This is a genomic window from Mesorhizobium sp. B2-4-12 (genome assembly GCF_006441575.1).
GTDB lineage: Bacteria > Pseudomonadota > Alphaproteobacteria > Rhizobiales > Rhizobiaceae > Mesorhizobium.
The window spans coordinates 30,623-43,258 of record NZ_VFVC01000003.1 but is presented as its reverse complement, the minus strand read 5'-3'; the positions used below and the strand labels follow the sequence as shown (position 1 = coordinate 43,258).

10 protein-coding genes and 1 pseudogene are annotated in these 12,636 nt (G+C 62.0%); 4 read left to right on the top strand and 7 right to left on the bottom strand.

All coding sequences use genetic code 11. From position 1 onward, the window contains the following. Positions 1-10: 10 nt before the first annotated feature. Positions 11-301 carry a hypothetical protein gene (locus FJ934_RS02720; RefSeq protein ID WP_140607115.1) on the bottom strand — a complete coding sequence of 97 codons (291 nt, stop codon included), beginning with the start codon at positions 299-301 and terminating at the stop codon, positions 11-13. A 677-nt stretch (positions 302-978) separates the two neighbouring features. Here FJ934_RS02720 and FJ934_RS02715 point away from each other — a divergent pair. Both FJ934_RS02715 and FJ934_RS02705 read left to right on the top strand, forming a co-directional pair. Then, the gene (locus FJ934_RS02715) at positions 979-1,491 is read left to right on the top strand and encodes a hypothetical protein (protein ID WP_181165488.1); all 513 of its coding nucleotides are present in this window, start codon (positions 979-981) and stop codon (positions 1,489-1,491) included. Between the two features lie 395 nt (positions 1,492-1,886). Further along, positions 1,887-2,864: an ATP-binding cassette domain-containing protein gene (locus FJ934_RS02705; RefSeq protein ID WP_246671416.1), complete on the top strand. Its 978-nt coding sequence runs from the start codon at positions 1,887-1,889 to the stop codon at positions 2,862-2,864. Between the two features lie 160 nt (positions 2,865-3,024). Here the strand turns inward: FJ934_RS02705 and FJ934_RS02700 are convergent. The 6 genes and pseudogenes from FJ934_RS02700 to FJ934_RS02675 all read right to left on the bottom strand — a co-directional run. Beyond that, positions 3,025-4,473 (bottom strand): annotated as a pseudogene (locus FJ934_RS02700) (NAD(P)-dependent oxidoreductase); the annotation flags it as partial. 133 nt (positions 4,474-4,606) lie between these two features. After that, positions 4,607-5,938: an FAD-binding oxidoreductase gene (locus FJ934_RS02695; RefSeq protein ID WP_140607113.1), complete on the bottom strand. Its 1,332-nt coding sequence runs from the start codon at positions 5,936-5,938 to the stop codon at positions 4,607-4,609. Next, positions 5,935-7,452, bottom strand: coding sequence for an aldehyde dehydrogenase (locus tag FJ934_RS02690; protein ID WP_140607112.1), 1,518 nt, complete (start codon positions 7,450-7,452; stop codon positions 5,935-5,937). The genes FJ934_RS02695 and FJ934_RS02690 overlap by 4 nt, the downstream gene beginning before the upstream one ends. Beyond that, a complete protein-coding gene (locus tag FJ934_RS02685) occupies positions 7,445-8,356 on the bottom strand; it encodes a dihydrodipicolinate synthase family protein (RefSeq protein ID WP_140607111.1) in 912 nt (303 codons plus the stop codon). Before FJ934_RS02685 ends, FJ934_RS02690 begins: the two co-directional genes overlap by 8 nt. A 482-nt stretch (positions 8,357-8,838) precedes the next feature. Beyond that, complete coding sequence (locus FJ934_RS02680; RefSeq protein ID WP_140607110.1) at positions 8,839-9,525, bottom strand: GntR family transcriptional regulator; 687 nt, start codon at positions 9,523-9,525, stop codon at positions 8,839-8,841. A 153-nt stretch (positions 9,526-9,678) separates the two neighbouring features. Next, positions 9,679-10,677, bottom strand: coding sequence for a helix-turn-helix domain-containing protein (locus FJ934_RS02675; RefSeq protein ID WP_181165487.1), 999 nt, complete (start codon positions 10,675-10,677; stop codon positions 9,679-9,681). Positions 10,678-10,807: 130 nt separating this feature from the next. On the opposite strand from FJ934_RS02675, the gene FJ934_RS28740 reads away from it, so the two are divergent. Together FJ934_RS28740 and FJ934_RS28735 are read left to right on the top strand one after the other, a co-directional pair. After that, complete coding sequence (locus FJ934_RS28740) at positions 10,808-11,941, top strand: hypothetical protein (RefSeq protein ID WP_348642477.1); 1,134 nt, start codon at positions 10,808-10,810, stop codon at positions 11,939-11,941. Beyond that, the gene (locus FJ934_RS28735) at positions 11,851-12,612 is read left to right on the top strand and encodes a hypothetical protein (RefSeq protein WP_348642478.1); all 762 of its coding nucleotides are present in this window, start codon (positions 11,851-11,853) and stop codon (positions 12,610-12,612) included. The genes FJ934_RS28740 and FJ934_RS28735 overlap by 91 nt, the downstream gene beginning before the upstream one ends. The last annotated feature ends 24 nt before the right edge of the window (positions 12,613-12,636 follow it).

The window sequence follows — 12,636 nt, the reverse complement described above, 5'->3', positions numbered from 1 at the left end:
GGCACACGGGCTACTTATTGCAATTCTGAATGTCCGACGTGGTATTGCCGCTGGCGGTGTTGTTGTCGGTGTCGCTGGCGCCGGTGTCCTTGCAACGGTCGGTCATTCCGTTGGAATTCGTCGTCGAATTGGTGGCATTGGTATCGGTAGTGCCGGTGCCGCTGCCGGTGCCGGTTCCAGTGCCCGCAGTGGTGCCGCCGGACCCAGTGTTTGTCCCGGTGCCACTGGTGCCGTTGGATTGGGCCATGGCCGAAGTCGCAAGGATGATGGCAAATACCGATGCTGAGAGAAGTTTGATCATTGGGGTAGCTCCTACGTTGATCGCTCGATTGCGACATCGACCCAACCTTGATCCATCGGGGATGTTCCAGACAAAATTGGGATCGAGATCGGGCCCGTTACTCTGCCGGATGCCTCAGAACGATCAACGCCTGCTGTCTTCGTCGTACAGGCGTTCCGTGGCCTGCTTGCTCGCCTGACGCTCGGCGGGTCCCCGCCGCCGCCGCATGAGCAACACAAAGGCCAGCAGGATTGCCAGCAAAACCGGGCCACCAGCTACGACGACCAGCCAAAGGCTACTCTCCAACATCGGGGGCATCTCCTTGCATTCCGGCCATGGCGGCTTGCATACCGGCCATGGCGGCGAGACGTGACACGCTCACCGAGCGCTATTTGTCGGCCCGCTGCCGGGGCTTATTGGCGGCTGTCGATCCGCGCTCGATGCGGCCTCATCCCTGAAGCGCGCCTTTCCCAACAGGCTGGGGCGTCGAATGTTCCAATTCCGACAACGGGCGAGCCCTCCGCAGCTGTCTTAACGGCATTGTTTCAGCCTGACCTCAGCCGAAGCAACATGGCAAAGAGATCGAAGCGCCCAACGCCGTGCTGACCGGTGAGCCTGACGCGCCGTGGCAGTGCAGCAAGGCAGCTCCTTTTACGTGCACACATCCAGGCCCCGTGCCGGCCAACGGCAAGCTCGACATGCGCGTTGTCTTCGCGCCGCACACGGTGCCCAAGGCGAAGGAGTTGAGGAATTGCGCGTCCATTGCGGGCGCTGCGGCGAAGCCGGTTGGAAATCAGCAGAAGGCGCAGGCCGTGGCGCCGGTTGCGCTGCCGCCGCCGACGGCCAGCAATGCGGGCGCCCTCGCCGTCCAGGCTTCGGGCGTGCCGACCCAATGCTCACCGAAGGCCGGAACTTGCGAGTTCGAGGTCAAGGTCACCAACACCAGCCCCAACCCCGTGACCTTGCGGGTCATTCAAACCTTGGCGGTCGGCACGCAGACTCAGGCAAAGAACCAGCCGGCATCCAGCAGCCTGCCGCCGGGACTGACGTGCCAGCCCGATGGAAGGGAACTCGATTGCCAGCAGCCCGAACTCACTCTGGCGCCGGGCGAAAGCCGCACCATGCGGGTGCCCGGCCCCATTCCCTTCACGGACAAGCGAGGCGAGCTGGCTGGGCGTGCCGCGATCCAACGGCAGCACTTGCCGAGCTAGAGGCGCAGACCGCGGCAAGGTGATCGGGATCTACGACCCGGAATGGAAGCCGGAGGAGCAGTCGCAAAAGCGCCGCGGCCGCCCGCCGATGGCCATGAGCGCGAAGGCGCGTACCCAAGTTCTGTAAATTGAGCGGACATCCACAGAGCCAGTCGGGACGCGTGAGCTTGGACAGGAAGTCTACACATCGCTCGCCCGGGGTGAGACGGGCCCGGGAATTGTTGCGGGCCTCTGCGTCGCATGCATCGCTCTCGTCGCCGATGCACTGCTGAAATCCGGTGCGGCTCGCGCCGCCAGACACGAGGGAGGGATGCATGTCTGAAGTCCGTCGCCTTTCGGCTAACGGCACTGCCCGCCAAGCGCCTGTTGCGCTGGAAGCAAAGGGGGTTTGGAAGGTGTTCGGCTCCGGCGCCAAGACCTTTGGTCGGCTCCCTGCGGCCGAACGCACCCCAGACGCGCTGGCGGCGGCCGACGTGATCGGCGCGGTGCAGGATGCATCTTTCCGCATTGTCCGCGGCGAGGTATTCGTCATCATGGGGCTATCGGGATCGGGAAAATCCACCCTTCTTCGTTGTCTCACCCGGCTGATCGAGTCCACCGAGGGCGAAATCCGCTATGACGGCGAGAATATCCTGGGGCTTGACGAGAAGTCGCTGGTGGAGCTTCGCCGTCGCCGCATGGGAATGGTGTTCCAGCATTTCGCGCTGCTGCCCAACCGGACCGTGCTCGGCAATGTCGCGTTTCCGCTGGAGGTCCAGGGAATGCCGCGGGTCAATGCCGAAGCCCGCGCGGCCGAACTGATCGAAACTGTCGGGCTCAAGGGCCGGGGGGATCGTTTTCCCTCGGAACTTTCAGGCGGCCAGCAGCAGCGCGTCGGCATTGCCCGATCGCTGACCACCAATCCGGAATTCTGGTTCCTGGACGAGCCGCTTTCAGCGCTCGATCCGCTGATCCGAGCGGACCTCCAGGGCGAGGTGCAGCGGCTTCAGCAGACCCAGACACGCACGGTGGTCTTCGTCACCCACGATCTCGACGAAGCGATTCTCCTGGCGGACCGGATCGCGATCATGGAGGGCGGGAGGATCGTCCAGATCGGCACCCCGGAAGAACTGGTGATCCGGCCAGCGACCGACTATGTCCGCCGTTTCGTCGCCAAGGTGTCGCCTGCGCGGGTGGTTCGCGTGTCCTCTCTGATGGCACCCGCCGATGGAGGCACTGCCACCGCAGGTGTCAGGGCCGATGCGACGATCTTCGAGATAGCGCGTGAACTCGTCGCAGCAGAGGGGCCATTGCCCGTCCTGAATGTCGGCGGCAGGCAGGTCGGATATCTGGACCGACAGCGGGCGCTCGCAACACTTGCCGCAGGTGCCTGACTGTTTGCTCTGGCCGTAGGGTGCGTCGCCGACCAGAGCGTGCTTCGGAAGGGGTATATAAAGTTGGCGCGCATGCCCCGCGGAAGGGCAGGGCCAAGACCATTAATCATAAGCTGTGCGATAACCGGATTTCCGGTTATCGCACAGGTCAGCAAACCACTTATTCTGCCGAGGCCTTTGCAGCCGGGGCGAAGAGCCCGGCTTCGTCAAGGATTCGACGGTGCTTAAGGAGATCGAGCGCGAAGTCGCTGCGATATCTGGTGATCAAGGCCGCGCGCCGCTCCGGATCCGATGTCGCATCGATCCCGCCAACTACAGCCGCAATCCTCTCAGAGAGCTGACGGAGCGCTTTCAACTCGTCGGCTTGATCCGAGAGGGTGCGAAGGTTGGCTGAGGTCGATTGGCCGATGCCTACCGGGACGGTTGGGCCAAGGTCGACGTACCCTTCGGGCAATGTGCCCTTCAAGTTTCGCACGGCCTTGAACTGGATGGCGTCGTGGATCTGGTCAACCGCCTGCTTGGCTCCGGCGACACGAGTTGGATGATCGGTGTCGGCCGCGACGTGCGGAAGAAGCTCGAGCTTGCCAGGAAACCGCTCGCTCAGCGGCAGATAGGGTACGAGAGGCCCCCGCAATGTGCCGTTGTCCGCATTGCTGAAGATGTCCGCATCTATCGAAGCATAGCTCACCTTGCCCGCCACAAACGCTGCATCGAGGGCATCGATATCCACGAGTTCGCCGCGATCGTAGTTGATGAGCACCGCCCCGTCGGCGAGCCCGGAGAGCACTTCATGGTTGACCAGACCGGCATTGCTGAACTTGCCAGTTGACGCATCGAGGCGGCCAAGGCCGACATGCACCGAGAGGACGTTGGCATCGATCGCTGCCTTCACCGGGCTGTCGGCGTATTCGAAACCCTCCGCTTCGATCCAGTCTCTGTGAGCTTCACGGGCGTATACGCAAACGCGCATGCCAAACGCCTTCGCCAGCTTGGCCACCTCCCTGCCGATGTTGCCGTATCCCAGGACGGCAAGTTTCTGCCCTTCGAGTTTTGCTGTCGGGAAGTCCTTCAGGTCGCGCCCCGTGTCGAAATTCCCGGCCACCGTCCTGCCATGCAGTTCATCAACCGGAAGATTGGGAACGACCTTGATAAGGGCCTTCATGACCATCTGGGCCGTGGCGCGGCTGTTGATGCCCGGGGTGTTCATCAGCGGCGCGACACCGCCGACACCGTCAGGGCCGCCCCACGAGGCAGAGCCCATGTTTCCCGTTCCGGCGCCAATCCTCACGCCGCCAAGCGGAAACACCGACTGCTTGGGAATGAAAGTGGCCGCCGTGATCAGGGCATCGTACTCTCCCTGGGCCGTGCATCCCAGAAGCTCGGCTTCCGTGCTTAGCCCCGGCTGATAGAAGAAGTGGATTCTCCCTCCTTCCAGTGCGCTTCGATCCTGGAGCGGACCAAAGTGGAATTCGCCTCCCTTCTCACGGATGTAGGCCGCGATCTCACTGCAGTCGGGCGAGCCGTCCTTCCCCATTCGCAGGCCGAGCAAATCGGCGATCAGGACCGTGTAGGCGCGCTTCGGATCATCTTTCCTGGCCAAGCCGTCGGCGGAGGCGGCGCGGTCGAACCGCTCGCAGAGCGCTTTCCACAACGTCTTCATGTTCCTCACTCCTTAGTTCTCGTTTCCATTCCCATTTTGAAGACTTTGCGCCTGCTCAGCCTTCACATTGCGCGGCCAGGGCTCATCCCTCGCGGCCAGCACGCAATTCCTGCAGTCGGATCACCGTGTTCACGCCCAGCCACGTAAGCGGCTCGGGGGGAAGCCGTGCGGGCTGAGGCTGATCCGAATATCTGTCGAGCATGCCCGAGCGGGTGCCGGTCGCGAGGTCCGCGGCCATGACGCCAGCGAGCGTGCTTTTGACGGTGCCAAGGCCGTTCTCGCAGCACGCCGAATAGAGGCCTTCTTCGATCTCGCCGAAGGCGGGCACGTGATTGCGGCTGAGGCAAAGCCTCCCGGCCCAGACATATTCGAACGGCACGTCCTTGAGGTCCGGGAACCTGGCATTGAGCGATGCCCGTTGCTCGGACGCGATCCCGTCCAGGCGTTTTTCGCTGACCCGGACGGGCCAGTCATAGGTGAACCGGGTGCGGATCACGATCCGCGAGAGGCCGTCACTGCTTATCTTCCTGACGGTGGCGCCCATCGGGTCGGCGGGAAGCAAGGCCCACCGGTCCTTTCCCGTCGACTTCGCGGTGAAAGGGGCAGTCATCGACGCATAGGTGAAGATGTGCATCAGGCGGCCGCGGAAGTAACCGAAATCATCGATATGGCCGTTGACGCCGAGGATCACTTTCGGCGCGGTGACGCTTCCGGTGCGCGACACCGCCTTCCAGGCCCCCGCAGCCCGGGTGAGCTTGAGCACCGGCGAATGCTCGAACATGTCGACTTTCGAGGCCAGTCCGGCGGCGAGCCCGCGGATGTAGTCGGCGGGCTGGATCATCACGGCGCCGGGCGTGTAGAGGCCGCCGAGATAGTAGGACGATCCGGTGATCTCCCGCATCTCGTCCGAACTCAGCAAGCGATGCTCTTCGCCGATCGCCTTGAGCGAGCGGCCGTAATTGGCATTGAGCGTCATGCCGCGCTCGGTCGCCGCCGCATTGATCTTGCCCGACGGATCGAAGGTGCGCGCGGACATGCCGTATTCCGCCGCCGCCTCGGCGGCGAAGGCGATCGCGAAACGGTTCTCGGCGATCTCCGCCTTTGTTTCGGCCTCGCCGGCGACGGAATATTCGCCCGACGACAAATTGTGCGGGGTGTCGATCATATAGCCGGAATTCCGGCCGGCGGGGCCTTTGGCGATCTCTCCGGCTTCCATGAGCACGATCCTGTCGCCGGGCCGCAGTTGAGCCAGCCGCCGCGCGGCGGAAAGGCCGGCGAAGCCGCCACCGATGATCAGCCAGTCCGCCTTGATATCGCCGTCAAGCGTGCGGACAGGGAAGCAGCGCCTGCTGATCGCCTCCCAGCCCGAGGTTCCGGATTCAGCCGGAAGCCGCTTGATGACGAGATCGCTCACCGGATGGTCTCGTCGACGGAACGGTCGGAGAGATCGATCCAGACCGTCTTCAGCTCACAGTAATTGTCATGCGCGAAGACCGACTTGTCGCGCCCGCCGAAGCCGGATTCCTTGTAGCCGCCGAACGGCGTGGTTGCGTCGCCTTCACCGAAGCAGTTGACCGTGACCACGCCGGCCCGAATTTCGCGCGAAAGCTTGATCGCCTTGCGCAAGCTTGCTGTGTAGACGGATGCGGTGAGCCCGTAATTCGTATCGTTAGCAAGCGCGATCGCCTCGGCCAGCGAATTGAAGGTCGTGACCGAAAGGATCGGCCCGAATATTTCCTCCTGGAAGAGGCGGCTCGCAGGTGTCACCCCGTCGACGACGGTCGGCTCTATGTACGCGCCCTTGTGCATGGCACCGCCATGGGCGATCGAGAGCTTCTCGGCCTTCACGTCGGCGAGGAAGGATTTCACCTTCTCGAAATGGTTCTTGCTGACCAGCGCACCGATGCGATTTTCCGGGTCGAGCGGATCGCCCATCTTCCATTCCCGCATGTAAGCGCCGATGCGCTGCAGCAGCTCGTCCTTGACCTTGGCGTGGACGATGAGCCGCGACGTCGCCGAGCAGTTCTCGCCCATGTTCCAGAACGCGCCGTTGACCACCTGCTCGGCGACAAGGTCGAGGTCCTCGGCATCCTCGAGAACCACTGCAGGGTTTTTGCCGCCGCATTCCAGCACGACGCGCTTGAGGTTGGAGTCGGCGGCGTAGCGCAGGAAACGGCGGCCTGTCGGCGTCGATCCGGTGAAGGCCACCATGTCGACGCCCATATGCATACCGATCGGTTCGCCCACGTCCTTGCCGCCGCCGGGGACGACATTGAAGACGCCGGGCGGGACGCCGGCCTCATGGGCGAGCTCGGCGACACGCAGCGTGGTCAGCGTCGTCTCCTGCGCCGGCTTGACGATCACCGAGCAGCCGGCGGCCAGCGCCGGGCCGATCTTCCAGGCCAGCATCAAGAGCGGAAAATTCCAGGGCAGGACACAGCCGACGACGCCGACCGGCTCGCGCACCACCATGGTCAGCGCCTTAGAGCCGACGGGCGCGGTGTTGTCGTAGAGCTTGTCGATCAGCTCGGCGTGCCAGCGGATGGTATGAATGGTATCGGGAACATCGACCGTCTGGCATTCGCGGATCGGCTTGCCGCTGTCGAGGCTTTCCATGACCGCCAGCTCGTGGCGGTTGCGTTCGAGCAGCTTGGCGAACTTCAGCAGCGCTGCCTTGCGCTCGCCTGGCGCGAGGTGCTGCCAGCGCCCATCGTCGAAAGCCTCCCTGGCTTTTGCCACGGCAAAGTCGACGTCACTGGCATCGCACGCGGCGATCTCGGCGAGAACCTCGCCCGTTGCCGGATTGGTCGTCTTGAAGGTCTTGCCGGAATTCGTCGGACGAAACGCCCCGTCGATGAAGGCGTTGGTCGGGAATTGTAGCTCCGCGGCGAGTGCCTTGTATTCGGCGGCGGTCAAAGGCTCATGCATGGTTGGCTCCCGACGTGATCTGGGCGACCGTGCGCTTCAGCGTGGCGACGACAGTCTGCAGGGATCGCTTTTCTTCAGAATTCAAAGACCGCAGCGGCGCGCGCACGCCGCCTGTCTTCAGGCCGATCAGCTCGCATCCGTGCTTGATCGACTGGACGAACTTTCCGCATTCGAGGAAGTCCATCAGCGGCAGCATCGCGCTCATGATGGCGCGGCCCTTGTCGAAGTTCTTTTCGAGCACGCAGGCTTCGTAGAGCGCGACATGCTCGCGCGGCAGGAAGTTCGAGCCGGCGCAGACCCAGCTCCTGGCGCCCCAGGCGAAGAATTCCAGCGCCTGATCGTCCCAGCCGCAGGAAAGCGCGATGTGCGGAAACTTGCGGGCTAGCCGGTGGAGGTTGCCCATGTCGCCGGAGCTTTCCTTGATGGCGACGACGTTCCGGGACTTGCCAACGCGGGAGAAATACTCCTCGCCCATCATCACGCCCATACGAGCAGGATAGTTGTAGAGCATGATCGGAAGGTTGGCCGCGCGGTCGACGGTGAGCGCATGCACCGCATTCTCGCGCTCCGTCGGCAGGGCGTATGGCGGTGAGGATACAAGGATCGCGTCGGCGCCGATCTCCTTCGCCGACTTGGCGTATTCGACCGAGTCCTCGGTCCTGATGGCGCCCGTGCCGATGATCAGCGGAAGGCGGGTGCCGATCACTTGCTTGGCGTAAGCGCCGAGATCGAAGCGCTCCTGCGCGGTTTGGGCATAATATTCACCGGTCGATCCGCCGACGATGATGCCGTGCACCTTGGCTTCGATGAGTGACTCCAGAACGTCCGCGAAAGCGGCGTGATCGATTTGACCGTCCGGGCCGAGCGGAGTGACCGCCGGCGTGTAGATGCCCTCGAATTTCAAGACAATGTCTCCGTCGATGGAGTGGCCGTTTCGACCAAAGCGTCATTCAGCCAAAGGGGAACTGTCCGCGAACTCTCCGGTGAGAATCCCCAGCGCCCGAAACCGGTCGATCGCATTTGATGCCGTGCAGGATTGCACAGCGGAGAGCCGGAGTCAACGGATTGTATTATTTGAGTACACAAATTTTATACGGATAAAACACAGATCGACAGAAGGCTCTGAACCGAAGCGCCGTCCGGAGCCACAAATGCGACAGCGGTCCTGCCGCTGGCGAAGCCGACCAGCCCGCGAGGAGAGAACCGCTCGCGACCGAGGCGTGTCAGATCAGAACTGAAGCGCGAGGTGCGCCTCTTTAGGGACCGGCGGACGTGTCTTGTGGATGCTGAGGCAACCTTCGCGAGCAAGGCCTGCCACACCCCGACCGACAGGCCAGACGAGCTATGAAGCGGCAAAGGGCCGATCTGAAAATCGCGGCGATGCCGTCAGTTATCGCCGACCAAGGCGTCTGCCTTCATGCCCTGTGGCGCGATGAACATCTCCATGTTCTCGCGTGACAATTCCCAGTGCTCGAACACCAAGTCGACGACGGCATCCTCGTCATGACCGCTGATGGCCGAGATGAAACAATCGTGGTGTTCGACTGCAATTTTGAGGCGCTTGCGCATGTCATCATTGCGCGGGCGGAAGAAGGTATGGCCGATACGGGCATGATCGATCAGCAGGCGGCCGAGGCTGGGCTGCAGATAGACGTTGCCGGACATCTCGCCGATGATCTCATGAAACCTGTTGTTCTCGACTACCATGGAAAGTGGGTCGCCCGACTTGCTCGCCTCGCGGAAACGCTCCTGCGTGTCCTTCAAGTCCGACATTTGTGAAGGCTTGAAATTCTGCACCGCCAGCCGGCCGATAGCGGCGTAGACCATAGGGGCTACCAAGAAGAATTGTCGAAGGGTCGAATGGTTCATAGGGACGACCCGGGCGCCCCGGTTCGCGCGGATTTCGATGTAGCCTTCGCCTTCCAGCCGACGAAAGATTTCTCTCACCGGGGTGCGCGACAAGCCATAGCGCTCGCTCAGCGCCACCTCATCCAGGTCCTCGTCCGGATCGAGTTCCATCGTCAGGATGCGGCGCTTCAGATCGTCGTAGAGACTGCCCTTGCTTCCCTTCATCGCGCACCTTCGGAATCATCTCTGCCAGTCGATCATGCTCGCACAGAGTCGCATGGGCTCCTGCGTGAGTCAACGGATTGTATTTTCCTCGTACACAATATGGCCGGAGAGCGAGGTCTGTTCCGATGCGCCGACGTTTGCATCCGCATCATCTTATTTCCCTATCCGCCTGAATTGCTGGGGTGTCATCGAAAAGTGCTTCTTGAAACAGCTGCAGAAATGCGCCGTATCGCTGAAGCCAGTCTCATATGCAATTTCGGTGACGCTGCGCCGTCGGCTCGCCAGCAGCTCACGCGCGGCGAGAAGACGTATCCGCCGCCAGAATATGGCTGGTGCGGTTTGCAGATCTGCCAGGAAAGCCCGGTTCAGGCGTGTCTTAGAGGTGTTCAGAGAACGCGCGAGCTCGTCGATCGAGCACGGCGCGTCGATACGCGTCTCCATCACCTTCACGGCCTCCACAGTCAGCCGCGACGCCGCCCCGAGCGCCTCCTCGTAAGGTTTCGTTCTGAGAGCGATGCGAGGCTCCTCGGGTTTGAAGAGGAGATAGTTGAGGGCCTTTTGAGCTCTGCCGACATTGCTGTAGTGCGCAATGAGGAAGGCCGCGACCTCAATGGCCACGATGCTCCCCGGACAGGTGAGGATGTTGCCATCAATAACATAGTTCTGGTTGGTGACGGGGCTGACATTCTGGAACCTGGCCACGAATTCGCCCAGGGTATCGAAGTGCAAAGCGCATTCCCGATGGTTGAGAAGGCCCGCCTGTGCCAGAACGAAGCTGCCTGTGCACAAACCGATGATGGGGATGCCACGTTGGTCCGCAGCCTGCAGATAGTCATACGTCCTTTGCGGGATTCCCCCCATGTCTCGCACGAGGCCGCCGCATACGGCAACGCAGTCATATCTGCCTGGATCGTCTAGATTTCCGCTCGGAACCATCTGCAGACCGCAGCTCGCACGCACCGGATGCTGCCCTGCTGAAATGAAGTCCCAAGAAAAATAAACCTGGCGGCTCTGATCCTCCCGGTCGGCAGCCAGTCGAATGGCATCCACGAAGCTCGCCATCGGGGTCAGCGTGAAGCTCGGGCATAGGATGATGCCGATCTTCAGGTAGGGAAGTCCTACGCGATCAGGTGCCTTCAGCGCGGTCGTCAAAGCCAGCCCCTCCTTGCGGATCCGTCCAATTCTTATGAAAAACATATCGAAATCACAATTCGTGAATTTCGCGAACCGCTAATGTTCGGTCATCCCAATCAGGTGAGCGCTCACGGCGCGGAAACCAAAGATGACGCTGAAGTCGGCATTCCCGAAAATTCTCGAGCCGCTCCAGCTGCGCCACAAGACGCTCCGCAACCGGATCAATTTTGGTGCCCATACCGCCAACATGGCCGACGACGGTCTGCCTGGAGCGCGGCACCTGGGCTACTATCTGGAGCGGGCCAGGGGAGGCGCGGCCATGATCGTGGTCGAGCCGATGCCGGTCCACCGCACGGCTCGGTTGACTCGGGGCAATTTTCGCCACGACGACGATGCGGTGGTCCCCGGCTTCAGGGCGATCACCGATGCATGCAAGGCCGAAGGCACGGTTATGGTCCACCAGCTTTACCACGTCGGCCAGCATGGGGATTACGACAATTCCTACTCGGCGAACTGGTCACCATCGGGCCTGCCGTCCTACCACGATGGAGACGGCAGCCATCGGATGCGGGAAGCCGAGATCGAGGAGATAATCGAGAGCTTCGTTCGCGCCGCTGTCCGAGCCAGGGAGTGCGGCTTCGACGGCGTGGAATTGTTCGGCCCCTATAATTCGCTCATCGAACAATTCTGGTTGCCATGGTCGAACCGGCGCGAAGACCGCTGGGGCGGCTCCTTCGAAAACAGGATGCGTTTCTCGACCGAGATTACCTCGCGCATTCGTGCGGCGGTTGGTGACGAGTTCATCATCGGTCTCGCCTCGAGCATCGATGCCTCGGTCGATGTCGGGATGAATACGGAACTGCTCCAGGAGATCGCCGCCTACCATGATACGCGCGCCCTGATCGATTACATCAGTTGCGGCACGGGCAGCTACTTCGACCACTCCTCCGTCATGCCGACCTTCTTGTTTGCCGACAAACTGGGCGCCCCCAACGCCCAGGCGTTGAAAGAGGTCTGCAAACACACTCGCGTCCAGGCGGAAAGTCACATCCGCACGCCGGAAAACGCCAACGAGGTTATCTCGTCGCGTCAGGCCGACATGATCAGCATTGTGCGCGGCCAGATCGCGGATCCGCACTGGGTGAACAAAGTGGCGAGTGGCCGCGACACTGACATTCGCGGCTGCATCTCATGCAACCAGACGCCGAGGCAGGCCCGCAACTCGGCGGGCAGTTCAGGCTCGCTGGCCTGCAAGCGCGCCGGTCTCAAATCCTGGAACTGATTGACTGGTACGAACGACAGTTGACCAGGCTGGGCGTAAGCCTGCTCTTCAATACCCCGCTTGATGCCCACGAGATTACCGGCCGCGACTTCGAGGAAATCGTCATCGCAACGGGCTCGCAGCCTTCGGGCACGGGGTTCCAGCGTGGCCTGCCTGGGCAAGACCGCCTTCCGGGTGTTGACTTGCCCAATGTCTGGTCAGTCGAGGACGTGATGACGAGGACAGCACGCTTGGGCGATCATGTGCTGCTCATCGACGACACAGGTGACTGGCGAGGTCTCGGCACCGCTCTCGAAATCGTGGCGCGTGGCCATCGCGTCACCGTCGTCACGTCCTGGCCTGTGCTCGGACGTTACCTGCAGCGGACGGAAAGCGACGGCGTCGCTCGCGCACGCCTGAAAAATGCAGGTGGCCGCTGGATAACTGACGCTGTGGTCAAGCAATGGCACGGGGACGGAGCGACTGTCAGGAGCCATCTCGATGGGACCGAAACGGTCATAAAGGCCGATACCCTGGTCCTTGCAACCACCAACGTCTCAGATACGTGGGTGCTGGATGAACTTGAAGAGCAGGTACCCGCGCTGAGACCGAAGGTCATCGGCGACGCATTGGCGCCGCGGCTCGCCGTGGCGGCAATCTACGAGGGGAGGGTGCTCGGCCAATCCATCTAGACTGCCAGACACTGACCATCTTCA

Excerpts from the sequence above, each read along its gene's own strand:
- FJ934_RS02680 (WP_140607110.1), bottom strand. The coding sequence starts at position 9,525 with ATGAAGGGAAGCAAGGGCAGTCTCTACGACGATCTGAAGCGCCGCATC.
- FJ934_RS28735 (WP_348642478.1), top strand. The coding sequence starts at position 11,851 with ATGCAACCAGACGCCGAGGCAGGCCCGCAACTCGGCGGGCAGTTCAGG.
- FJ934_RS02715 (WP_181165488.1), top strand. The coding sequence starts at position 979 with ATGCGCGTTGTCTTCGCGCCGCACACGGTGCCCAAGGCGAAGGAGTTG.
- FJ934_RS02720 (WP_140607115.1), bottom strand. The coding sequence starts at position 301 with ATGATCAAACTTCTCTCAGCATCGGTATTTGCCATCATCCTTGCGACT.
- FJ934_RS02690 (WP_140607112.1), bottom strand. The coding sequence starts at position 7,452 with ATGCATGAGCCTTTGACCGCCGCCGAATACAAGGCACTCGCCGCGGAG.
- FJ934_RS28740 (WP_348642477.1), top strand. The coding sequence starts at position 10,808 with ATGACGCTGAAGTCGGCATTCCCGAAAATTCTCGAGCCGCTCCAGCTG.